Genomic DNA, 23,522 nt, shown 5'->3' on the forward strand with positions numbered 1-23,522 from the left:
GAAAGGGGCCCCGCGCACGCGGGGTCCCTTTCACACCACCCCCAATGATCTGACACCGGAGTCTTCATGCTCACCTTTACCCTGAAGCGGTTGCTTTCGGGAGTGATCTTGCTGTTCGTCGTAGCGACCGGCACGTTCTTCCTCGCGCACACCGCCATCCCTGACCCAACACTCGGCTTGCTGGGAAGCGCAGCGACCCCCGAATCGCAAGCCATTCTCGCCGAGAAAATCGGCACTGACCGGCCGCTGCTCGTGCAGTTCGGTGACTGGTTTGCAAACCTGCTTCGGGGCGACTTCGGTGTCTCTTGGAAGAACTTCCAGCCGGTGGGCAAGCAGCTTGCGCTGAAGCTCCCCGTCACCCTGTCGGTTGTGACCGTTTCGATTCTGCTCTCGGCGGTTCTCGGAGCGATCTTCGGTATCGCGGCGGGCCTGCGCCCCGGCACCTGGATCGACAAGCTCGTCAAAGCGGGCTCGGTGATCCTTTTCGCGCTGCCCGGCTTCTGGGTTGCCCTTGTGCTCGTCATGACGTTCGCGGTTCAGCTGCGCATGTTCCCCGCAGTGGGCTACGTGCAGCCGAGTCAGTCGGTCGCCGGCTGGCTGCAGTCCATCACCCTCCCCGCCATCGCTCTCGCGTTGGGCGCGGTCGTGATGATCGCCGAACAGCTGCGCAACGCCATCATTCAGGCCGACACCCAGGACTACGTTCGCACCCTGCGCAGCCGTGGACTGCCCGGTCACCGTATCGTGATGCACCTGCTGCGCAACGCGGCTCCCGCGTCACTCACGATCCTCGCGCTGATGTTTGTTGGCCTGCTTTCAGGCGCCATCATTGTTGAGCAGATCTTCGCACTGCCCGGCATCGGCCCGATGACACAGTCCTCCTCGCAAAACGGCGACATTCCGATGCTGCTCGGAATCACCGTGATCACGGTCGTGTTCGTCGTCATCATTAACTTCTTGCTCGACGTTCTGCTCGGCTGGATCAACCCGAAGGCGCGTGTGAAATGACCTCTCCGCTCACCGATAACATCGAACCGCAGACGGTGGATTCGCGCGCGGGTAAGCGCCACTCCCTGTTCGGTCGACTGATCAGAAAGCCTGCCGGCGCGATCTCGCTCTCGGTTCTGGCTCTCGTGGTGCTCGTGGGCGTCTTCGCTCCCTGGCTGTCGCCCTTCGACCCCAACTTCGTTGACCTCGCGATTACGCGCGCGGCCCCCAGCGCTGAGCACTGGCTTGGCGGCGACACCACCGGCCGCGACATCGCCAGCCGCCTCATTTGGGGCACCCAGATCACGCTGTGGGGCGCGCTTGTCGCCATCGTTACGGCGCTCGTGATCGGCGTACCTTCGGGCCTCTCTGCCGGCTACTACGGCGGCAAGCTCGACCGCATCACCACGTGGATCAGCGATGGCCTGCAGTCGATCCCCGGCATGGTGATCCTGCTCATCGTGGGCGCGAACACGGGCAACAACTTCAACATTTTGATGGTCACCGTCGGTGTTTTCATGGCGCCCGGCTACTTCCGTCTCACGCGCTCCACCGTGCTTGCGGTGCGCAGCGAAGCCTATGTTGACGCTGCCCGGGTATCGGGCCTGTCGAATGCCCGCATCATGACCCGCCACGTGATTCGCCAAGTCACCGCCCCCATCGTGATCCAGTCGGCGCTGACCGCCGGCATGGCGATGGGCATGCAGGCAGGCCTGCAGTTCCTCGGCATCGGCGGCGGCACGACCCCCGGCTGGGGCGCCTCGATGAACGAGGGCTTCCGCGTCATGCGCACCGACCCGCTACTGCTGCTGTGGCCGTCGCTCGCGCTCGGCATCACGATCGCCGCCCTCGCGGTGCTCGGCTCGGCGCTCGCTGACACGATCAGCGTCAAGACCGTCGCCCTGTCACCGCGCGCACGCCGCAAGATCAACGCGCAAAACGCGAACAAGCGGCCGATCGGCGCAACGACCACCACGACCGGATCAATCTCGGTCGCCGCCGTGGACTCCGCTGTACGGCTTGAGAACCTGCGCGTCAACTACGAGACGCCCGAGGGAGAGGTCGAAGTGGTGCACGGCATCACGCTCGACGTCGCTCCGGGCGAGGTGCTCGGCATCGTCGGTGAATCCGGATCAGGTAAGTCGCAGACGGTGTTCTCGATGCTCGACCTGTTGCCCAAGTCGGGCTACTACACCGCCGACGCGATCTGGATCGGTGGCGAGGACGTGACCACGCTGTCAAAGCGCGACCGCGCCCAGCTGCTTGGACACGAAATCGGTTACATTCCGCAGGAGCCGATGAGTAACCTCGACCCGTCGTACACGATCGGGTTTCAGCTCATCGAACCGCTGCGCGCCGTGCACGGCATGTCAAAGGCAGACGCGAAAGAGCGCGCGCTCGCGATGCTCGACCGCGTGGGCATCGTCGACCCGCAGCGTGTAATGAAGTCGTACCCGCACGAGCTGTCGGGCGGTATGGCGCAGCGCGTGCTGATCGCCGGAGCGATCGCGGGTAAGCCCTCGGTACTCGTCGCCGACGAGCCGACCACGGCACTCGACGTGACGGTGCAGGCCGAGGTGCTCGAACTGCTGCGTGAGCTGCAAAACGAGTACCAGATGGCACTCGTCATCGTGACCCACAACTTCGGTGTAGTGGCAGATATCTGTGACCGCGTCGTCGTTATGCGATCCGGATCGATCGTCGAGATTGATGACGTCGGCCCGATCTTCGAATCGCCCGAGAATGATTACACCCGCGAGCTGATCGCGGCATCGCTCGACGGTGCGGCGAGCCGCACCGAGCTGGACGCAGAGGCAACCGAGGGTGCTGCCGCGGGCAGCGCAGCGGTGAAGGAGGAAGTGCGATGAGCGAATTTGCACCGCTGTTGCGGGCTGAGAACGTAGTCGTTGAGTACGGTACGAAGCGCAAACCCAACCGGGTGCTGCACGAGGTGTCGCTCGAAGTGGGGGCTGGTGAGTGCGTGGGCCTCGTCGGCGAATCGGGCTCGGGTAAGTCGACGCTCGGCAAGGCCGTGCTCGGTCTGGTGCCGGTCGCAGGCGGCAAGATCACGTTCGACGGGCGCGACATCACTCACCTGAAGGGCAAGGCACGGCGTGATTTGGCGTCTGACATTCAGGTCGTGTTTCAAGACCCCTACGGTTCGCTGAACCCGCAGATGCGCATCGGTGAGATCCTCGCCGAGCCGCTGTCGACCGCGGGCATGGATCGCGCCGCGGCACGCAGCGTCGTGGGTGAGATGCTCGAGCGCGTCAACCTCCCGGCGAATGTGATCGACCGGTATCCGAGCGAGTTCTCGGGCGGTCAACGGCAGCGCATCGCGATCGCGCGTGCGCTCGTGCGCAAGCCGCGCCTCATCATCTGTGATGAGCCGGTGAGTGCGCTCGACCTGACCACACAGGCCACCGTGCTCGACCTGCTGATTGATCTGCAGCGCGAGACGGGAGTGTCGTACCTGTTCGTCTCGCACGACCTGGGGGTGGTGCGCAGCATCTGCCATCGGGTCGCCGTGATGTACCGCGGCAACCTGGTTGAGGTCGGCGACGGCGACGCGGTGACGCGTAACCCGCAGCACCCGTACAGCCAACGACTGCTCGCGGCATCGCCGGTCGCTGACCCGGTACTGCAAGCGTCGCGCCGTGCTGAGTGGCTCGCGCTGCGCGAGCGGCAGGCGGCGACCGCGTAGCTGATCGCTTACGGACTGGGGCGCCTGGGCTTTTGGGCCTGGGCTTGGGCTTGAGTGCTTGCGCGGTTGAGTTTTTGGCGGGCGGTGGCTCCTCTTATTTGAGGGCCACCGCCCGCTTACGTGTGTGCCTTCGACGATTTCTTTCGTCACGGCTGCATGAGCAGAAACTGGGCCAGCCGGCGGTCGAGGCTCGGTAAAGGGCGCCCCAGAAAGGTAATGCCGTAGTCAGTGCACATCTTTGCAAATGTGTCGCGCGTCTCAACTTCTGATGCGCCCCACCGCACACCGCGCGTGCGAGTGATGCCCTCGATGGCGTTCTGGCGCCGCTTCTCGGCGTACACAATATCGTCTGCGCTGCGGCCTTGGCGCAGCACTTCATCGGCATACTTCGCACGACCGTCACACTCGCCGAAGCGCTGTTGCCCGGGGAACCAGAAGTCGATGTACCACCAGCGTCCGCCCGGGCTTTGCACGCGCTTCTGTAACTCGAAATCGATGCCCAACTGCAGCATGCGTAGTTTGCTGACAGACTCAAGCGGCGACGCAGAAGCGGGGTTCGCGAACTCGAGCAGCGCCCGCACCGCGAGGTTGCCGGCGCTGCGCGGGGTCGCGCGCAGCACAGCCGAAAGTTCAGACTGCCAGTGTCGCCACGAGCTCACATCAATGACGTTGTTGATGCTGAATTCGTGATGCAAAAGGTGGTCGACACACGCGAGCGCGACCACGAACGGCTCAGTTCGCGCGAGGGCCACGGCAGTTGAAACCAGACCCGTATGAGTGAACCGGTGGGTCGTCACTGTGTCGCTGGGCAGCGTTGCAGCGCGATGGCGACGCACTCCCGAGGAGGACCCACTGCTGTGCGGTGGAACAGTGAGCACATGAGGCGTAAGAGCAGCGCTCCCGACTGTGTGGCGTCCGTCGCGAGCTAAACGCCAAAGCCACTCAGACCATACCGGAGCATCGAAGAGCGTGGCCGCACTTCGGTGGGAGAACAGTAGTGGGCGGGTGGCTGCGTTTTGAGCGGCGATGAGTGAAACAAGTTGCCTTTGATCTTGGCGTAACGAATGCCAAGTGTCGCCGGCGACGTAGATGCCGGGTCGCACCCTCACCAACCTGCCCCGATGAGTGTGAGCACGCACGCTTGCCTCGGTGTGCCCGGTGCGCAAGAGCTCCTCCAGCTGCAGCAGTAGCGCCTCTGCCTCAGACAGAAATTTAGTGACGTCCACTGTTCTAGTTTTGCGGCATATCGTCTGCCGTGGGCGGCTGTAACGAATCTGTGGATAACTGGTGTGCTGATTCGGTTGTGAGCGTCTGTAGCAGCGGCGTGTGGCGTGGTGACTGCGGGTAGCAGATGCTGCGTGGCCACCTGCGCCTACGTGCGCGACCCGCGCCTATGGGATTGTGACGGTTTACGATGACGAAACCATAGGCGCCGGTCGCAACCATAGGCGTAGGTGGACCTGGTAGCGCGTGACGTGGGACGTCACGGAACAAAACAGCGGCCGCGTGCCCCCAGAGAACGGGGGCACGCGGCCGCTGTGCTACCTACGAAACCTACACGGTGGTGAACACCTTGCTCGCGATACGCCACACGCCATCACGACGCACGAGGCCGAAGTGGTTACGGAAGCTCGCGCCCAAGAAGTTCTGCTCGTCAAGGATCGCGTGCGCAACGTCGCCCGTTACCTCGATGCCGTGAATCTGGTAGTCGTAGTCATCACCTGCGGGCTCTGCCGCGGCGATAACGTTAGCGGCAAAATCGGCGCCCGACTGCGTCACGTATGTGGGGCCGAGGTAGCCCCACATGATCGCGTTCTCGTCGAATGCGTCAGCGACAACAGCTGCATCGGCGGCCTTGCAGCCGTCAACGTACTTCTGAACCGCGGCCTGAACCTGGTCTTGCATGGGTAGTTCCTTTCGGGATCAAATCTGCGACGAGCACGCAGAACGACGGGGAGAGTTAGCCGCTGACGACCTGCGGCTCCGCGACAGCCTTGAGCCCGAGTGCACCAAACTCGCGGCCGTAACCCGACTGCTTGGCGCCGCCGAAGGGAATCATCGGGTGCAGGCCGCCGTGGGAGTTGATCCACACGGTGCCGGCCTCGAGGCGCGCAGCGATCTTGCGTGCCGCGTCACGATCCGACGACCACACCGACGCACCGAGACCCACGGTGAGTGAGTTCGCGAGCTCGATGACCTCGTCGAGGTCTGAGTAGCGCACGATCGGCAGCGCGGGGCCGAACTGCTCCTCGAGCACGAGCTCCTGCTGCGGGTCGATGTCGGCGATGAGCGTGGTGGGGTAGAAGTTGCCCACGGCCTCGCGGTCAGGGTTGCCACCGAGCACGACGCGCGCTCCCGAGGCCTTTGCCGACTCGACGAGACGGTCGACGATGTCAAACTGCGCTCGGTTCTGCAGCGGGCCGAGCACGTTCTGCTCGTCGAGGCCCACACCCATCGGCACGGCTGCCGCCACCTTAGCGAGCTCTGACACGACCGCGTCGTACACCGAATCGTGCACGTACAGGCGCTTCAGCGCGGCACAGGTCTGGCCCGTGTTGATGAACGCGCCCCAGAAGAGGTCTTCTGCAATTGCGGCGGGGTCGACGTCGGGCAACACGATGCCCGCGTCGTTGCCACCGAGTTCGAGGGTGAGTCGCGTCACGTTCGGGGCCGAGGCTTCGATGATGCGCTTGCCGACAGGGGTCGATCCGGTGAACATGATCTTCGAGATCTTGGGGCTGCGCGTGAGCGCGTCGCCGACGACGCGACCCTCGCCCGCCACGATGTTGAGTACGCCCTCGGGCAGCACCTGGTTCATCACGGCCACGAGCGCGAGCACCGACAGCGTGGTCGTCTCAGCTGGCTTGATGACCACCGTGTTACCCATACGCAGTGACGGCGCGATCTGCCAGATCGAGATCATCATGGGCCAGTTCCAGGGCGAGATCGCGCCCACGACGCCTAGCGGGCGGTAGTGCATTTCGGCGTAGCCTGACTCGTCATCGACGAGCACCTCGACGGGCAGCGGAGTGTCTGCCGCAGCGCGGGTCCAAGCGACGCAACCGCCCACCTCGAAGCGGGCGTTGGGGCCGTTGAGCGGCTTGCCCTGCTCTCGTGACAGCAGCTCAGCGAGCGCCTCTGACGAGGCCTCGATCGCGTCTGCCGCCTTGTGCAGGTAAGCGATGCGCTCATCATCAGACAGCGCCGCCCACGACTTCTGGGTTGCCTCGGCCTTGTCGATTGCTGCCTCAAGCGCCGCGACGTTCTCGACCGGGGCGAGACCGATCAGCTCGCCCGTCGCCGGATCAATCACCTCGCGTGTCTCGCCGCCCTGGGCGACAACGGCTGCAAGCAAACTTTCGTAGGTATTCATGGTTCCTCCACTTCGAGACCGGTCGTTACGTTCAGCGTAAGCCCGGCCGAGACAGATTGGGTTGTCTTCAAGAGACTCGAGGTTGCGTTTGCGTGACCACATCGCTCTGCGCGGCGCGATTCTGCCCGGCACGATCCTGCTCTCGCTGCTGGGCAGCGAGCTGCCGCGGCAGCACGATCCGGATCGCCCAGACCGCAATCATCGCGGCGAAAACGGAGCCCGCTGCGATGGCCCCGGCCATGGTGAGCGCCGAAGTACCAAACACGGCAGACACGGTGGGGGCGACGATCGCCCCCGCACTGAACATGGCCATGCCGAGCATGGCCGCGGCGGTGCCGGCGCGCGATCCGTGGGAGCCGAGCGCGATGGTCGAGCCGTTGGGCCCGCCGAGCCCAGCCGAGCCGATGAACAGTGCGAGCAGCACGATGTAGGTGAGGGCGTGGGCGCCCATAAGCGTCGCGACGACGAGCGCGACCGCCGATACGGCGCCCGCGATTTGTCCCGTGAGGTACATGCGCGCGGTGCCGAGGCGCCGCACGAACAGGCGGCTGAGCTGCGCGCCGCCGAGCTGCGCGACCGCGTTGGCAGCGAACACGAGGCTGAACATTTGCGGGGTCAGGTCGAACTGTCCCTGCAGCACGAAACTCGACATCGACAGGTACGAGAAGAACGCGACCCCACCGAGGCAGGCCGCCGCCATGAACGCGACGAACAGCGGGTCGCGCATCACCGCGCCAATATGGCTCGCGGTGGTGCGGGCGACGCCGCCCGTGTGCCGCCCCTCGTAGAGCGTTTCGCGCAGCCCAAAGACCGCGAGAAAGAACAGCGCCACGCCCACGCCGGTGAGCACGAAGAAGATGCCGCGCCAGTCCATAAACAGTGCGAGCTGCCCGCCGATCACCGGGGCGATGATCGGGGTGAGCGACGTCACGAGTGCCAAGAGCGACAGCATGCGCGACAGTTCGACGCCCTCGAACAGGTCACGCGCCACCGCCATGCTGATCACGACGCCGGCCGAGCCCGCGAGCCCCTGCAAGAAGCGCGCCGCAAGGAGCACCTCGATCGAGGGCGCCACCGCGCACACCGCAGACAGCACCGCGAAGAGCGCGACGCCCACCACGAGCGGCCGCTTGCGCCCGTAGCGGTCTGACAGCGGCCCCGCGATCAGCTGCCCAAGCCCGAGCCCGATCATGCAGACCGACATGGTCGCCTGGGCGAGCGCATCGGTGGTGTCGAGCGTGCGCGCGAGCTGCGGCAGCTGCGGCAGATAGAGGTCCATCGATAGCGGCCCAAACGCTTCGAGTAACCCGAGCACCAGGGTGATGCGCAAGATGCTCATGGGCTTCTTTGCGCCGCCGCGCGCGCGAGCGTTCACAGCGCGTCTGTCGCTTGATCAGCCTCTGCGGTGGGCGCACTACCGGGCCCGCCGGGAGCGGTCGTCGCGGGTGCGACCGTTGCCGCGACCGGCACTGTGCCAATGATGCGGGTGAGCCACGAGTCGCGGCTCGCAAAGGCCGCGCGGGTGATCTCGGCGTCTTGCGCGTACATGTCGAAGCCGTGAAAACCGCCGGCCCACACGTGCAGCTCGGCCTGCCCGCCCGCCGCCCAGATGCGGCTCGCGTACTGGGTGTCTTCGTCACGGAACATCTCGGCTGCGCCCACCTCGATGAACGCGGGCGGTAGCCCCGCCAGGTCGCGCGCGTGCGCGGGCGCTGCGTACTCGGATGCTTCGGGCGAGTAGGCGAGCTCTTCGCCCAGCACACACTCCCACGCCAGCAGGTTCGACTCGCGCGGCCAGGTGCCAATACCGTCATACTGCAGGCTGGCAGGGCTCGAGTTGGTGTTGTCGAGCATTGGGCACAACAGCAGTTGGCCCGCAATGTGTGGCCCGCCGCGGTCGCGCGCCATCAGCGAGACCGCCGCCGCGAACCCGCCACCGGCGCTGCCGCCCATGACGATGAGCTGATCCGCGTTGGCGCCTAGCTGTGCCGCGTTCTGAGCGACCCAGCAGGTGGCGGCGTAGTTGTCTTCGACGCCCGCAGGGAAGGGGTTCTCGGGCGCGAGGCGGTACTCGACGTTTACGCCGATCACGCCGTGGCGCGCGACAAGGTCGGCGACGCGGCCATGCTCCCACGAACGGTGACCCACGATCATGCCGCCGCCGTGAAAGTTCACGAGCACGGGCAGCGCGGTCTCGTGGGCTGCGGCCGACTGCGCTGCGTCGGCGACGAAGGCAGGCACACCCCGCGGGCGAAACACGGTGAGCTCGATGTCGGGGGCGCCCTCGGGGCCGGGAATCACGAGCTCCTCAGTGTCGAGGCCGTACTGTGACGCGACCTCTGCGGGGGAGGGGAACGTCGGCCCGCCGCCGCGCATGAGCGGTAGCGTTTCGCGGGTCATAGGCGGCTGCGGCGTCGCCGTCATCGCCTCGATGATCGGCTCGAGCTCTGTCGCAAAGGGGACGGGCGTAAGCTGCGGTGAGCCCGCCGCGAACGGGCGGGCTCCTGGCTGCTCGGTTCCGTGAGCGGAGGCCTGGCCGGAAGCTTGAGCGGGGGCCTGAGCGGCGGCCTGGCCGGCCGCCTGGCCCGCCGCCGCTGAATCAAACGCGTTCATGATTACGGGCCCTCGGGGTCGACGAGGCCCTTGTCGGCCCAGAACGGGGCGACGTTCTCGCGAATCGTCTCGGCGCCCACGCGCTCGAGCACGTCGAGGCTCACGAGGTTCGCCTCGAGCTGCTTCACGCTCGATGCACCAAACAGGGTGTTGGCGGTGGCGGGGTGGGTGAGCGTGAACGCGATGGCGAGCTGTGCGGGCGTGCACTCGAGCTCTTCTGCCAGCTTCACGAAACCGGGCACGTCGTCGATGATGCGCTGGCGAATCGAGCCCGGATCGCGGCCGACCTCACGGTCGGTCGTGATCTTGCCCGCGAGGTAGCCGCCCTCCATCACATCTGAGGCCTGCATGGCGAGGCCCTGCTCCCACAGCTTCGCGAACGGTGCACCGTCAGGAATCGAGCGGCGCGAAACGCTGTACTTCAGCTGCGCCATGCAGGGGCCGTCGACACCCTCGGCAGCTGCGATATCGATGAGGCTCTGCACGTTTGTGGCCGACCAGTTGTTGACGCCCCAGGCGTGAATCAGGCCTGCCTGCTTGAGCTCGGCGAGGTTTGTCACGAGGTCGCGCAGTTCGAGGTCGTCGCGGCGCAGGTCACCGAGTACCACGAGGTCGGCATGCTCTGCGCCTACGCGGAAGAGCGCGCCCTCGAGCTGCGGGCGGAACCCCTTCTCTTGGTCGAAGCCCTCGAGCCACAGCTTTGCCGAAAGCAGGTACTCGTCGCGCTTAATGCCCGCGGCGCGCACGGCAGCCGAGAAGATGATGTCGGTGAATGCGGGAGGAAAACCGGGGGCGCTGTAGACGCCCACGTCGAACAGGTTGATGCCGCGGTCGATCGCGGTGCGCAGCAGGTTGACCGTCTCCTCGAAGTGCATGCGGTCATACACGTGCCAGGAGCCGAGCGAAAAGAGCGAGGTCTCAAGCGAACTCGTGCCGAGCTTTTTGCGGGGAATAGGGGTGGAGGTCATCGTCGTCCTTAGTGTTGGTGCGTTGAATGCGTGTGCGTGTGCGTGTGCGTGTGCGTGTGGGCGAGGCGGGGCTGGGGGTTTGAGCCCGCCGCTATCCGGTCGCGTCGGCTGCGCCGCCGCTCCTGCCAGACCCAGCCACGCGGCGGGCCCAAACCCCCAGCCCCGCCTCGCGGTGGTCTGCAACCATGCGGCCGGGAGATGGGGTGTTTAGGGCGCTTGGTTGGGTCTGGCGGGAGCGGCGGCGCAGCCGACGCGGATGGAGAGCGCCCTAAACGCCCCATCTCCCGGCTGCCCACGACTTGAACTAGCGCGTCGCGTCGATGCGCGGGTCGATCACTGCCTTGACTTCGCCGAGCTCGTGCATGTTCGCGATGCGGTCTGACGCTTCGGCGAGACCGCAGGGGGCCGAGAAGAGGTCGTCCCACGGGAAGCGATCGGCGAACGACGTAAAGAACTCGATGGAGCGGTAGTAATCAGATACGTCACCGTTGAGCGAACCGACGACGGTGAGCTCCTTGCCCATGATCGCCGAGATCGGAAACGGGTCGCCCGTGGGGCCTGTTGAACCGACGATCGCCCATGTGCCGCGCTGGGCGGCCATGGCGACGGCCTCGGGGCCGATCGACGGCGCGCCCGCGAAGTCGAGGATCAGGTCTGCCCCCTTGCCGCCGGTGAGCTCGAGCACCCGGGCGATGGTGGCCTCTGATCCGGCAGCGATGTCGACGGTGTCGGTCGCGCCGAAGCGCTTTGCGAGTTCGAGGCGGGCCGCGGGCGCGCCGACCGTGATGACCTGGGCGGCGCCCGAGATCGCGGCGACCGCGGTCGCGAAGATGCCGAGGGCGCCAGAACCCTGGATCACGACGCGTGAGCCGGGGCGCACGCCGCCCGCGCGGTCGAAGGCGCGCAGCACGGTTTTGGCGGCGCAGCCTGCGGCCGACGCCCAGGTGTCTTTGACCTCGGCGGGCAGCTTGAGCTTCTGTGCGCCGGGGGTGACGTAGGCGTACTCCGACAGGCCGGCGGTCGCGTAGGGCGCGACGTCTGAGCGCTGCAGGAATCCGTAGCCGCGCTTCGAGCATGCGACGGGCTGGCGCAGCACGGTGCAGCCGAAGCACTGGCCACACACCGACTCAGACCAACCGATGCGGTCGCCAATTTCGAGCGGTTCGCCGAGCGCGTCTTGGGCGCCTTCGCCCACCGCGATGACCTCGCCGACCATCTCGTGGCCGAGCACCATGGGCAGCATGCCGGGGAAGGTCATCTTGCCGGCCCAGATCTCAATGTCGGTGCCGCAGAGCGAGGTGCAGGTGATCTGTACGAGGGCTGCGCCGGGCTCGATCGTGTCGGGCAGGGGCAGCTCCTGCATCGTGAGGGGGGCGCCGTGCTCGGTGAGAACCGCTGCGCGTGTGGAAGTAGGGATCGTCATTGAGTGCTCCATTTTCAAGTTTTCGACATGGCGCCTTTGCCCGCATGCCGATCATGTGGTTTTATTCTACATACGTGGAACTTAATTTGTCACTCGACTCGGGTGAAGTTCTTACCGGGCCGACCGGCCCGCATCGCGGCCAAGGACGGCCGCAGAAAGTACGGTGACGCGCATGAACGCTTTAGCCCCGAACACACCGGCCACTCTCGTACTGCGCGGTGGCGTGGTGCTCGTGATGAACGAGGCGGCGAGTCGCGCGAGCGCCATCGCCGTGCGCGGCGGCGAGATCGTCGCGGTCGGCACCGACGCCGAGATCTCTATGCTTGTTGGCCCCGAGACCCGGGTGGTCGAACTGGCAGGCCGCGCTGTGTTGCCCGGCATCAACGACTCGCACCTGCACGGCAGCTGGCTCGGCGCGCGCTGGCCGCACACCCTCTTCGGTGACATGAACCCCGAGACCGCCTCGGGGCTGCCCGCCAAGCTTGTCGACACGCGCGAGGAGCGCCGCGCCGCTATCCTGCGCACGGCAGAACTGCTGGCGGCCGCGGGCATTACGAGTTACACCGAGCCAGGCATTGGTCCGGGCGAAGACGACGGCGAGACCGGCTGCTTCCACAGCGAGGTCATCGAGATCTACCGCGAGCTGGCCGCCGCAGGCGAGCTGCGTCAGCGCGTCACCCTGCTCGCGCTCTACGGCGTGCTCGACGGGCCAAGCGACGTTGACACGGTCGTCGCGGGCATTCGCTCGCACGCCCGGGTCGCAGGGGTGAGCGACCCACGCTGGTTCAGCGTGCCCGGCATTAAGGTTTTTGGTGATCTGATTCCGCTCTCGCGCCACGCATGGACCGCGCACGGCTACGAAGACGGCACCCACGGCGACCTGCTCATCGAGGGCGAATCCATCGAAGCGAAGGCTTCAGGGCTTGCCGCGATCGTGCGCGAGGCGCACCTCGCCGGGCTGCAGGTCGGTGTGCACGCCACGGGTGACCGCACGATCGGGCTCGTGCTCGACACGATCGAGGCAGCCGCGGCAGAGCCCGGAGCCCCCGCGGCCCGCGATGCGCGCCACGTGATCATTCACGGCGATCTCGCGACTCCGGATCAGGTTGAGCAGATCGCTCGCCTGGGCGCGTTCTTGAACACCCAGTCGGGCATCGCCGCGCTCACCGCCGACTGGCTGGTGGGGGCGCTGGGGGAGGACGTCGCGAATCTCGCGTGGCAGCTTGAGGCCGCCCTCGAAGCGGGCGTGCTCGCGCTGTCGTCTGATGCCCCCGTGCTTGGGTTCGACTGGCGGCGGGGCATCGCCGACGCTGATGCGCGCATCGTGCGCATGCGCGAGGCGGCCGGGGTGCTCGTGGGTGTGGGTGCTGGTGCTGCTGCTGGTGTGGGTGCTGCTGCTGGTTTGGATGCTGCTGCTGGTGTTGGCGCTGGTGTGGGTGCTGCTGCTGGTGTTGGCGCTGATGGCGGGGTGGCAGCTCTAGCTGATGACGACGACGCCGCGGCACGCCTGCACGGCCTTTTGCGCGCGTACACGGCGGTGCCGGCAGCGCAAGACCACGCCGAGTCGTGGAAGGGCACGCTTGAGGCCGGCAAGGTCGCAGACCTCGTGGTGCTTGCGCGTGACCCGTTTGAGGTCGGCGCTGCGGGGCTGCCCGAGGTTGAGGTCGACGTTACTGTCGTCGACGGCTGGGTAGTCTTCGAGCGCGCATAGGGCTGTTGCGCCCGCGCCCCGGGTTTGTGGCTCGGCGAGGGGCTGCAACCCGGTGCGCGCTGAGGGCGGGGACCCCTCGCGTGTCGCTTCGCGCCACGCGGCCCCGATGCGCGCGCACCGGATCACAACCCTCGCGCCGGGCGTTGCCGAGCAGCAGTACGCACGAGTCGGCATCGAAATAACGAGTCGGCCTGATAAATACGTACTTATCGGGCCGACTCGTTATTTTGATACCGTCTCGTGGGCGGGCGGCTGCAGGATCTCGCGGCAGTAGGGCCCCGCGGTAGCAGGGCCCCGCCGCGAGCCGCGTGGGTTACGTGAGTAGCTGGCCGCCGTCGACCGCGAGGCTTACGCCTGTGATGTGCGAAGCCCCTGCGAGGAACACGACCGCGGGGGCGATGTCGCCGATCTTGGCGAGGTCACCGAGCGGAATGCGGCTCGACCATGCTGTGCGGGCGGGAGATCCCTCGGGCATGCCCATCTCGAGCATCGGGGTGAGTACCGGGCCAGGGGCGACGGCATTGACGCGGATTCCGTGGGCAGCGAGTTCGATCGCGGCCCAGCGGGTGACCGAGTCGACGGCGGCCTTGCTCGACTCGTAGGCACCCATGCCTGGGGTGGGCTGGCGGCCGCCGATCGAGGAGATGTTGACGATCGCGCCGCCGCCGCCCGCCGCGATGCGGTGGCGCGCGAAGGCTTGGGTGACGGTGAACGTGCCCACGACGTTGACGTCGAGGATCGAGCGGTAGGCCTCGGGGGTGAGCTCGGTGACTGCGCCGTGCACGGACAGGATGCCCGCGTTGTTGACGAGCACGTCGACGCCTGTGTTGCCAGCGTTGCCTGAGCCCGCAAGGTTCTCGAACGCGGCAGCGACGGCGGCCGCGTCGGTGATGTCGAGCGCGAGAGCAGTCGCGCCGAGCTCGGTGGCGGCGGCCGTGACGGCTGTCTCGTCGCGGTCGGCGAGGATCACGCTGTCGCCGTTTGCAATGAACTCGCGGGCGATGCCCTGGCCGATGCCGCCTGCGCCGCCGGTGACGAGAACGGTGCGGGGCGCCTGGGGCGCCTGGGGCGCTTTGGGGGCTGTTTCTGGGGTGGTCATGGGACTCCTTTGTCTTGCCTGATGTGTCACTTTATGGGGCGCGCGATGGCGCTCGTGTTCTTTATATTATACGATCGTAGAAAATAACGCTGCGGGAATTTCGTGGCGCGCTGCAAGGAGGCGGTAATGGAGTTTCACGGTAGGGTTCCCACACGCACGCTCGGCCCCGGGGGTCTCACGGCGCCCGTGTTTGCGCTCGGGTCATGGAACATTTGGGACCGCATGGAGGCACCGGATCGCCGGGCGCTGATGTCGCGGGCGGTTGAAGCGGGGGCAGGTTTTTTCGACGTTGCCTACTACAACATGGGCCCGCACGCCGAAGCCTCGCGCACCGACCTGCTGTTTGGTGAGACTCTGCGTGACCTGGCGCTCGATCGCTCGGAGTACCAGCTGTGCGGCAAGCTGTGGCTCTGGGAGTACCCGGCGACCGGGTTCGCCGGTCAGATGGACGAGTCGCTCTCGCGCATCGGCGAAGCCTGGGGCGGTGCCGCAGGGGCTCCGGGCGCGTTCGATACGGTCGTTGTGGGCGACTTCTTTGGCGATATCGACATCGCACAGGTAGTGCGCGATGTGCAGGCCGAAATTACGCGCGGCAGCTTCGCTTCGTGGGGTGTGAACAACTGGCCGGCGGCGGCGTTGCAGCTCGCCCTCGATACGGCCGAGGCTGAGGGGCTCACGCCGCCGAGCTTCGCGCAGTTGAAGTACGGGCTCGTGCGCCGCAGTATGGCGGAGGGGGAGTTTTACGGCCGCTGGTTTAGCGAGGGCACGCTTGCGCTGCAGGCGTCAGATTCATTCGAGGGCGGCATTCTCGTGGGCAAGCTCAATCCCAAGCGCAAGATCGGCGCCGACGTGGGTGGCATTCGCGAGGCAATTGTCGCGGCGTACCCCGAGGTGGAGCGCATTGCGCGTTCCTTTGACGCGACGCCCGCGCAGCTCGGCCTCGCATTCTGCCTTGCGAACCCCGCGACGGCGAACGTGCTCTTTGGCGCGTCGAGCGTGGCGCAGCTTGACGACAACCTGGGCGCGATCGCGCTGCTCGAGTCGGCGGGCGCCGACGCGATTCGCGAGGCGACCGCCGACCTGTGGCTCGACCGCGACGTGCGCGCCGACGGCCTGTGGGAGCCGCCGGCGGCGTAGGTTACTGGGCGGCGGCTGCCCCTGGCTCGCGTGCGTCAACCGAGGCGTCGCCCGTTGTCGCGCCAACTGAGTCACGGGTAGCCGCCGCGTCGACGCTGTCGAGCGGCGGAATTTCGATCTCGGAACCGTACAGTCCTTCAGCAATGACGGTGCGACGGCGCTCGGTGTTGAGAATTAGTTGGGTGACGTCGGGCCTGCTGTAGTGCCCTGCTGGGTCTGCTGCATTCTTTGCAAGGTCGATCCATGACAGATCGATGTCTGCGGTAACGAAGCCTTCTGTGTGCTCGTCAAGGGGCTCCGACAGGCGCGATGAGTCGGGGCCGAAGATCGTCGCAAATCCGCCGCCCCCGTTATAGACAGGCGGCAGTTCGCCGCTGGCGAGACGGAACGTTTCGATGCCCTCGGCGCTCATGATCTGTGTGCTTGCGAGCACAAAGCAGCCGCCCTCGAGCGCGTACGTGCGGCTCGCGCCAATGTTTGCCTCGGGGCTCAACTGTGGGATCTGACCCATCATGCCGAAGCAAGGCCAGCCGGCGACATGGATCTGTTCGTTTTGGGCATACATGGCGTACTTGCCGAGCGGTTGCAGATGCTCCCAGCAGTTCAACGCGCCGAGGCGCCCATACGGGGTGTCTGCTACGACGAGGTCAGACCCGTCACCCTCACCAAACAGGGTGCGCTCGACATGCGTAGGCTTCACCTTGCGACGGTGCAGCAGAATTTCGCCCGAGGGGCCGATCGCCGTCTGCGCCATGTACAGGCTTCCGTGAGCTTTCTCGCTGTAGCCGAGCACAATGCCGATGCCGTGCTCGCGCGCGGTTTCTCGTAGCCTGCGCATCTCGGGCCCGTCGACGCGCACCGAGTTAGCGTGGTACCTACCGACCCAGGCAATTTGTTCTGGGACGGGCAGGGTCCACAAGAATAGCGGGTACCCAGGCAGCCAGGTCTCGGGAAATGCAATGAGATCGACTCCTTCGGCGGCGGCCCGCGCCACCAGGTCGATTGTCTTGTCCATTGTGGCGGCGAGATCGAACCACACCGGTTCTGCCTGAACTGCTGCGACACGAAGCGTGCGAGTCATCTTTGTACTCCGATTTCTTCTTCGAAACCCTCCTGGTCGGAGGCTGTTGCGGGCAATGCTACGCAGCCCCAGTGCGCAGCGCAGCCACTAAACGTGCACACCGCACCCCCATCTGTGCACAGCGCGCCCACGCGGGTGGCACCACTTTTTGCGAAGCCAGACGTACAGTGGAGTGCAGAGGGCGGCCTGGGCCTGCCGATGCAAGCGAACCGCGCAAAGGAGGATCACCGTGACAATGCTCACTGCGCGCAGCCCCGCAGACTGGCAGCGCGCAGCCTCGAGTAGCTTTCTGCCCCTCGAGTGCCGTACGTTTGCGCACGAGTTCAACGGCACTATCGAGCGGTATCGGCTGTCTCGCGAAGTTATGGTTGCGGCGGTGCAATCAGATGCCACCGTTGTGACGCGCACCCAGAATCTCGCGCGGCAAAGTGAGAACGACGACCTGCACGTGTCCCTGCAGCTTTCATCGACCGGCGCGATTCACCAGCAAGACCGCTGCGTGCGCGTGGCACCGGGCAGCTTAACCGTGTACGAGACACATGTACCGTACATGCTCGACTACTCGCAGCCGCACCAGCAGCAACTAGTATTTCGCGTGCCACGCACGCTGCTTACGCTGCCGCACGGTGCGCTTGGCCAGCTCGTGATGCAGCCGCTTGAGCGCTCGGCTCAAGCCCGCGTGTTTTCGGCGTTCGCGGCCGCACTGCGCACAGAGGCGACTTCGCTGCAGCAGCCGGGGCCGCTTGGTCTGCTTGCGATCGAGATGCTCACCACGACCCTGGCATCGATCGCGGCAGAAGCGCATGTGCTGCCCGCATCAGATGCGACTCGCCTGCAGCTCATCTTGGCCGACCTTCGTGAACACCTGCATGAACCGTGGCTCACGCCAGAAGAACTTGCGCGTCGACATCACATGTCCCGTCGCGCCCTGTACTCACTATTTAGCTCGGCCGACCGTACGCCGGCCGAGACTATCCGTGCTGAGAGGCTTGCGCTCGCCCAGCGACTCTTGCGCAGCCACCCGCAATTCACCCTTGATGCGGTCGCCGCGCGTTCGGGGTTCACAGATGGCAAAGCGCTGGGGCGAGCCTTCCGAGCCGGTACGGGTGTCACTGTGACCGAGTGGCTGGAGCGCCTGTAGGGCACCGCGGATATTGGTATCGTGCGGCGCTCTGCGGGGTTCGACTCTGCGGGATGGGAAGTTCTCGCACTCATGTGCGGACACGGGCGGGCGCATCGAATCGCTGCGCGCGGTATGCGGAAGGAGATTCGCCAAATGCTGCGCGAAACGATCTGCTGAAGGGTGAAGACTCGAAAAAGCACCAACGGTTTGCGAAATGGCTGAGTGGTTCGTGCCGTAGCCGTGGATCGCGTAGATCCCGGGCGCACATTTGGAGTCGTCGATTTTTAATCAATGCAGCAACAGTTAGCGGCTCTGAAGAAAATAATACGTGGAGGTGCCGCACGGAGATGTGTGTCGACTCTGCAACTGAGGCTGGTGAAAGTGTTTAGCCGGCTTGTTCGGTAGCGCCTGTGGGTCGACCCGGTGTGTCGACCCGGTAGCGGTCACGCGCCCGCGCTACCAGCCGGCGCTAGGCCTGCCCGCTGGTATCGGCCCGGTAGCGGCGCATGTTCGGGCCGTCGAGCTGCACAACCTCCGCGTTCGAGATGCACCTGTGGTGATCCCTACCCTCCGGGAAGGACTAGCCGCGATGATTTCGCGTCGAAGCTTCGTGTCTGGGGAGGTGTTTGGCGAAGGTGAGACAATCGGTCTCGAAGAAGCAATTGCAACTTACACCTCGGCTCCAGCGCGGCAAGATGATGCCGAGTCGTGGAAGGGGCGTGTGAACGAGGGGTTCGTTGGTGATGCGGTGATCGTAGATGGCAATCTGCAAGACACTGACCCCGACGCAATCGCTGACCTGGGGGTACGCATGACGATCGTCGGAGGGGAAGTTGTGTACGACTCCGGGCCAGCAGTAGCTAGGACGATCGTGGCGGCAACAGAGTATTCCGAGAGCGCGACCAAGGTTGCGACGGGGGCATACCTGCGTAGCGGATGCTGCAATCACACTATTGCGGCAAAGGTTCGTGCCCGCGGAATACTTGTGCCTTGTTGTGGTTTCACTGGTGAGATACCACAACAAGGCACAAGTATTTTGGGTATTCGCAGGGGTGCTAGGGTGCTACGGCCGGGTGGCCTGTGCTTACGCCAGGAATGCGAGCGCGGCGTCGCGCAGTTCGGTGCTGCGCAGCGCACCAATGTGGTCGCCGGGAACGCGGGTGAGCGTGGCGTCGGGCAGAGCTTCGGCGAGAGCCTCGATGCCCTGGGTCATCTGGTCTTCGGTGCCCGCGATCAGCAGGGTGGGCACGGTGGGCCCGCCCGCCTCAGGGGTGAACGGCTCAGACGCGAGGCCGGGGATCAGCTGGGCGAGCGACGCGGTGTCGCGACCCGGCTGCGAGATCATGCCGGCCATCATGCCCACGAGCGGGTTCTGGGGGGCTTCACCTGAGAGCACTGATGCGAGCTCTGCCGGGTCCACCGCGCCAAACGGCTCGAAGGGGCTGACGCCGCCCAGCACAACACGGCGCACGCGGTCCGATGCGGCAGGCAGCTCCCAGCCCAGGCGGCCTCCGAGCGAGTAACCGATCACGTCGACGGGCCCCTCGGGTACCTCGGCGAACGCCGCCTCAAGAATTGCTGCGACGACGGCCGAAGTGGTCGCCTCTGCAGCGCCCGAGATTGCCGGGCCCCCGCCGTGCCCGGGCAGGTCAACGGCGATACCGGTGCGCCCCGCGGCCGAAAGAGCGGCGTCCCAGCCGGGCGCCACGAAATCGTCAGATGCGCTCGAAGCAAAGCCGTGCAGCAAAACGATCGGGGGGAGTTCAGACGACGCCGCGCCGAGGCGGTGAGTGGTGAGAGCCATGAGAAGTGAACCTTTCGACGGTGAAACGCAAACAGCAAGTTGTTTTTCTATGTTAGTAGAAAATAAATCACAAACCCACTGGACATTATCTGTCTACGCTTGTAGAGTTTCCCGCAGACCAACTCTTGGACACCGTCGTCCCGCCCGTCGGCAGGACCTGAAATGCAAGGACGCTTCATGACCGCAACACCCGCACGTATCGTCGACATCGCCATCGGCTTCATGGGCGCGAAGCAGCTCGACGCTGCTAGCCGCATTGGCCTGTTCAAGGCTCTGGCCGACGGCCCGAAGAACCTCGCCGAGATCTGCGAAGCGACCAAGCACGCAGAGCGCCAGGTTCGCACCCTCGCCGACGCAATGAACGGCCTGGGCCTCCTCGAGCGCGAGGGCGGCAAGTACTCGCTCGCCGGGGACTCAGCGAAGTACCTTTCGGGCAAGGGCGACATTGACCTGACCCCGTTCATCGCCTTCCTCGGCGACATCAGCTACAAGCAGTGGCTCGGCTACGACCACACGGTTGACACCGACGAAGCCGGCACGCTCGACCTTGACGAGGCTGGCTGGGGCGACTTCATGAACGGTGTCATGACGTACAACGACCTGCACGCCGAGCAGTACGGCCAGGCGTTCAAGTTCGACGGCTACAAGAGCCTGCTCGACTTCGGTGGCCTCGCCGCTGGCTTCGCGATCACCGCGATGGCGCAGAACGCAGACCTGAAGACCCGCTTCGTGTACGCACCTGGCTTTGGCGGCGGCATCGCTGACGCAGCGACCAAGGCGGGCGTGGCAGACCGCATTGTGATCGAAGAAGACGCCACCGAGACTGCTAAGCCCGGCGGCGAGCACGACTTCGTGCTGCTCGGCGGCGTGCTGCACCGCTTCACCGAAGAGCAGTGCCAGGCGATTCTGCAGGCTTCACGCGAGGCAGCAGTGCCCGGCGCAACTCTGCACATCGTCGACTTCTTCCTTGACAACGACGACGCTCAGCGCTCAATCGATGCGCTGCACGCGGGCGAGTACTTCAACATCGACGGCACGGTCGTTTACGGCGTTGAGCAGGTCACCGCGTGGCTCGCAGACGCCGGCTGGAAGTTCGATGAGCTCGTCGCGCTCCCCGGCAGCCCGCGCGTGCTCGTCGCGACCGCGATCTAAGCAAGCCGTCTCACAAGACGACTACACCTCCACGCACTATGCGTGGGCGCCGCGCGTTTCTGCCCGAAGCGCGCGGTCGTAAGCCCGTGACCGCCATCCCCCTACATGCGGTCGCGGGCTTACTTTCTTGACACACTTGGCTCACACGAAACGAGCAGCATGCCCTTCGTCACCACGGTGCTCGGCGACATTGACGTCGCCGGTATCGACCTGTTTTTGCCCGCCGAAACGCTTATCGCACGCCCGGCAAAGCCGCTCGGCAACGCCGCGGTGCCAGCCACGGCGGCCGCGTTTGCGCGCGCGAGCGTCGCCCCCGAGATGCTGGGGCGGCTGATGCTCGGCGCCGAGAACGCCTGCGACCGCACCCTCACGGCCCAAGACGCCGCGGGCATGCTCACCGCGCTCACGAGCACCCACGAGGGCACCGCGGTCGTGGCGGCCCTCGCGGGTCACGGCGCCTCGTGGAGCCCGGGTGAGCTCGGTGAGCTCGCCCGCACGAGCGGCGCCCACATCGTCGGCGGCACCAATGGGCTGGCGGGTTTCGATCCGGATCAAAAAGCGCCCAGCCCAGAAGCACTCGAGGCTCAGATCTTGGCAGACCTGTCGCGTGCCGAGTACCCGGCGGGCGCCGTCGGGTTCATCGAGCTGCCGGGCGAGGGGCCTCGGCGTGATGCCGAGGCTGAGCGTGTGACGGCCGCGGCGCGGGCGGCCAGGCGCGCCGGGGTCGCGCTCGTGTTTGCGCCCGCAAGCGACATCGCCGCGGCCAGGCGGGGTCTCGCCGCGACCGACGCGGCGGGGCTCGCGCGTGACCGCGTTGTCGTGACCGGCATGGCCGAGCTCATTGGGGCTCGGCTTGCGACCGGCGCGCCGGGAGCGGGCATCGACCAGGCGAAGCTGGCAGGCGTGGTGGATCTCGGGGTGGTCATGTGCTTCGATGCGCTCGGCAAGCTGCCCAACGTGACGACCGTGGTCTCAGACCACGACACGGCTCTCGCACTCACCGCGCTATGGACCGAGGGCGCAGGCGACCGCGTGCTCGCGGGGTGCGGGGTGCGACGAAAGCACCGGCTCACCGCGTTTGGTGGCAACGGGCTCGAGTTCTTGTCGCAGCAGTTCTTGCCCTACCTCGGCATGGTGGGTGCTGGCGCAGAGCTACTCGCCGCTGTCGCCGCGGGTAACGCCGCGGCCGTATTTGCGCGCTCGTCAGAGGAGATCGCCGCACCAAACGCCCCCGCTACAGGAGAAGACCGCTAATGTCGCACGATTTTGAGATCACCAACCGCGAAGGGCTCGCGCAGACGGTGCTGGGCGTGCTGCGCCCAGAGCTGCTCGGCCGCACGCTCATGCACGAGCACCTGTTCCTCGACATTCGCAGGCCGCTGCACACGCCGGGCCCGCGGGCGGGGGAGTGGGACGACGCCGTGCACGAACCGCTCACGGTGGCGAACCTTGCCGCCGTGCGTCGCGGGCGCGTGAACTCTGACAACGACGTGCTCGGCGACTTCGACGAAATGCTTGACGAGGTGTCGCACTTCGCACGTTACGGCGGCAGCACGATGGTTGAGGTGACCCCGTTTGGGGTGGGCCGCGACCCCGAAGCGCTCGCTCGGCTCAGCCGTGCGTCGGGCCTCAACATCGTGATGGGGGCTGGCTGGTACCAAAAAGATCTGCACCCTGCGGGCTTTGCCGAGCGTTCGCTTGAAGAGCTCACTGACGAGATCGTACGCGACCTCGTAGTAGGCACGCGCGTGGGCCCAGGGCAGTACGTGAAGTCGGGCATCATCGGTGAGGTTGGGGCCGAGGGTAACCCCGTGCACCCCGACGAGATGCGCAGTGTGCGTGCCGCAGGGCGGGCCTCTGCTATTACCGGTGCGCCGATTACACTGCACATGGGTGGCTTCGGCGAAGAGAAGCTGCGCGTGCTCGACGCGCTCGAAGAAGAAGGCGCAGACCCGCGATCGGTCGTGTTTGGGCACGCCGGTACGATCGCCGACGAGATGCCGCTCGCGAAGCGGCTGCTTGCTCGCGGCGTGAGTGTTGAAGCCGACTTTTTGGGCACGACGGGCAGCCCGTGGGGCACGCTGTTTCCGTTCACTGACCGTGTCGTGGCGCGCGGCTTCGCCCAGCTCGTGGCCGATGGCTGGGGCAGCCAGCTTGTGCTGGGCGGTGACGTCTGTCAAAAGGTGCAGCTCGTGCGCTACGGAGGGCACGGGTACGGGTACATCGAAGAACACTTCTTGCCGACGCTCGCAGAGTTTGGTGTCTCGGACGAGGCCCTCACGGCGATGATGGTCGACAACCCCGCGCGCATTCTCGCGTTTCGGGCGCCCAAAGATCGCTAGTCGGT

General features: G+C 65.9%; 19 protein-coding genes and 2 pseudogenes. 10 read left to right on the top strand and 11 right to left on the bottom strand.

Annotated features, from left to right (window positions below; translation table 11 throughout):
- The first annotated feature begins 66 nt into the window (after positions 1-66).
- Genes ACXR2W_RS04260 through ACXR2W_RS04270 form a run of 3 tightly spaced genes read left to right on the top strand, consistent with a single transcriptional unit; the run spans position 67 to position 3,691 of the window.
- Positions 67-1,008: an ABC transporter permease gene (locus ACXR2W_RS04260; protein WP_458815149.1), complete on the top strand. Its 942-nt coding sequence runs from the start codon at positions 67-69 to the stop codon at positions 1,006-1,008.
- Positions 1,005-2,855 (top strand): dipeptide/oligopeptide/nickel ABC transporter permease/ATP-binding protein, encoded by a 1,851-nt coding sequence (locus ACXR2W_RS04265; RefSeq protein WP_458815151.1) that lies wholly within the window; start codon positions 1,005-1,007, stop codon positions 2,853-2,855. The genes ACXR2W_RS04260 and ACXR2W_RS04265 overlap by 4 nt, the downstream gene beginning before the upstream one ends.
- Positions 2,852-3,691: an ABC transporter ATP-binding protein gene (locus ACXR2W_RS04270; RefSeq protein WP_458815153.1), complete on the top strand. Its 840-nt coding sequence runs from the start codon at positions 2,852-2,854 to the stop codon at positions 3,689-3,691. Before ACXR2W_RS04265 ends, ACXR2W_RS04270 begins: the two co-directional genes overlap by 4 nt.
- A gap of 146 nt (positions 3,692-3,837) precedes the next feature.
- On the opposite strand, the gene ACXR2W_RS04275 is transcribed toward ACXR2W_RS04270, so the two are convergent.
- From ACXR2W_RS04275 to ACXR2W_RS04305, 7 genes are all read right to left on the bottom strand, one after another.
- Entirely contained in the window at positions 3,838-4,443 is a 606-nt protein-coding gene (locus ACXR2W_RS04275) for a hypothetical protein (protein ID WP_458815155.1), read from the bottom strand.
- Between the two features lie 802 nt (positions 4,444-5,245).
- Positions 5,246-5,596, bottom strand: a complete 351-nt coding sequence (locus ACXR2W_RS04280; protein WP_458815160.1) for a nuclear transport factor 2 family protein — start codon at positions 5,594-5,596, stop codon at positions 5,246-5,248.
- Positions 5,597-5,651: 55 nt separating this feature from the next.
- A complete protein-coding gene (locus ACXR2W_RS04285) occupies positions 5,652-7,064 on the bottom strand; it encodes an aldehyde dehydrogenase family protein (protein WP_458815162.1) in 1,413 nt (470 codons plus the stop codon).
- A 67-nt stretch (positions 7,065-7,131) separates the two neighbouring features.
- Positions 7,132-8,439 (bottom strand): multidrug effflux MFS transporter, encoded by a 1,308-nt coding sequence (locus ACXR2W_RS04290; protein ID WP_458815164.1) that lies wholly within the window; start codon positions 8,437-8,439, stop codon positions 7,132-7,134.
- Positions 8,436-9,677, bottom strand: a complete 1,242-nt coding sequence (locus tag ACXR2W_RS04295) for an alpha/beta hydrolase (protein ID WP_458815166.1) — start codon at positions 9,675-9,677, stop codon at positions 8,436-8,438. Before ACXR2W_RS04295 ends, ACXR2W_RS04290 begins: the two co-directional genes overlap by 4 nt.
- Before the next feature lie 2 nt (positions 9,678-9,679).
- Positions 9,680-10,645, bottom strand: coding sequence for an aldo/keto reductase (locus ACXR2W_RS04300; protein ID WP_458815168.1), 966 nt, complete (start codon positions 10,643-10,645; stop codon positions 9,680-9,682).
- Between the two features lie 304 nt (positions 10,646-10,949).
- On the bottom strand, positions 10,950-12,068 hold the full coding sequence (locus tag ACXR2W_RS04305; protein ID WP_458812219.1) for a zinc-binding dehydrogenase: 1,119 nt from the start codon (positions 12,066-12,068) through the stop codon (positions 10,950-10,952).
- 172 nt (positions 12,069-12,240) lie between these two features.
- On the opposite strand from ACXR2W_RS04305, the gene ACXR2W_RS04310 reads away from it, so the two are divergent.
- Complete coding sequence (locus ACXR2W_RS04310; RefSeq protein ID WP_458812222.1) at positions 12,241-13,779, top strand: amidohydrolase family protein; 1,539 nt, start codon at positions 12,241-12,243, stop codon at positions 13,777-13,779.
- A gap of 313 nt (positions 13,780-14,092) precedes the next feature.
- Here the strand turns inward: ACXR2W_RS04310 and ACXR2W_RS04315 are convergent, their stop codons facing one another.
- The gene (locus ACXR2W_RS04315; RefSeq protein WP_458812225.1) at positions 14,093-14,878 is read right to left on the bottom strand and encodes an SDR family NAD(P)-dependent oxidoreductase; all 786 of its coding nucleotides are present in this window, start codon (positions 14,876-14,878) and stop codon (positions 14,093-14,095) included.
- Positions 14,879-15,004: 126 nt separating this feature from the next.
- On the opposite strand from ACXR2W_RS04315, the gene ACXR2W_RS04320 reads away from it, so the two are divergent.
- Positions 15,005-16,015, top strand: a complete 1,011-nt coding sequence (locus tag ACXR2W_RS04320) for an aldo/keto reductase (protein ID WP_458812228.1) — start codon at positions 15,005-15,007, stop codon at positions 16,013-16,015.
- Position 16,016: 1 nt separating this feature from the next.
- Here ACXR2W_RS04320 and ACXR2W_RS04325 read toward each other — a convergent pair whose 3' ends face one another.
- Complete coding sequence (locus tag ACXR2W_RS04325; protein ID WP_458812231.1) at positions 16,017-17,096, bottom strand: carbon-nitrogen hydrolase family protein; 1,080 nt, start codon at positions 17,094-17,096, stop codon at positions 16,017-16,019.
- Positions 17,097-17,331: 235 nt separating this feature from the next.
- On the opposite strand from ACXR2W_RS04325, the gene ACXR2W_RS04330 reads away from it, so the two are divergent.
- Positions 17,332-18,237, top strand: a complete 906-nt coding sequence (locus ACXR2W_RS04330; protein ID WP_458812616.1) for a helix-turn-helix domain-containing protein — start codon at positions 17,332-17,334, stop codon at positions 18,235-18,237.
- Positions 18,238-18,307: 70 nt separating this feature from the next.
- Here ACXR2W_RS04330 and ACXR2W_RS04335 read toward each other — a convergent pair.
- Positions 18,308-18,571: pseudogene (locus tag ACXR2W_RS04335) on the bottom strand (helix-turn-helix domain-containing protein); the annotation flags it as partial.
- A 204-nt stretch (positions 18,572-18,775) separates the two neighbouring features.
- On the opposite strand from ACXR2W_RS04335, the pseudogene ACXR2W_RS04340 reads away from it, so the two are divergent.
- Positions 18,776-19,048, top strand: a pseudogene (locus ACXR2W_RS04340) (amidohydrolase family protein); the annotation flags it as partial.
- 255 nt (positions 19,049-19,303) lie between these two features.
- Here the strand turns inward: ACXR2W_RS04340 and ACXR2W_RS04345 are convergent.
- Entirely contained in the window at positions 19,304-20,023 is a 720-nt protein-coding gene (locus tag ACXR2W_RS04345) for an alpha/beta fold hydrolase (RefSeq protein ID WP_458812234.1), read from the bottom strand.
- A gap of 177 nt (positions 20,024-20,200) precedes the next feature.
- Between ACXR2W_RS04345 and ACXR2W_RS04350 the strand changes: the two genes are divergently transcribed.
- The 3 genes from ACXR2W_RS04350 to ACXR2W_RS04360 all read left to right on the top strand — a co-directional run bounded on the left by ACXR2W_RS04350 (position 20,201) and on the right by ACXR2W_RS04360 (position 23,517).
- The gene (locus ACXR2W_RS04350; RefSeq protein WP_458812237.1) at positions 20,201-21,175 is read left to right on the top strand and encodes a methyltransferase family protein; all 975 of its coding nucleotides are present in this window, start codon (positions 20,201-20,203) and stop codon (positions 21,173-21,175) included.
- 159 nt (positions 21,176-21,334) lie between these two features.
- Positions 21,335-22,429: a phosphotriesterase family protein gene (locus ACXR2W_RS04355; protein WP_458812240.1), complete on the top strand. Its 1,095-nt coding sequence runs from the start codon at positions 21,335-21,337 to the stop codon at positions 22,427-22,429.
- Positions 22,429-23,517, top strand: coding sequence for a phosphotriesterase family protein (locus ACXR2W_RS04360; protein WP_458812243.1), 1,089 nt, complete (start codon positions 22,429-22,431; stop codon positions 23,515-23,517). The genes ACXR2W_RS04355 and ACXR2W_RS04360 overlap by 1 nt, the downstream gene beginning before the upstream one ends.
- Positions 23,518-23,522 lie beyond the last annotated feature (5 nt).

It is taken from the genome of Leucobacter faecis (genome assembly GCF_054456695.2).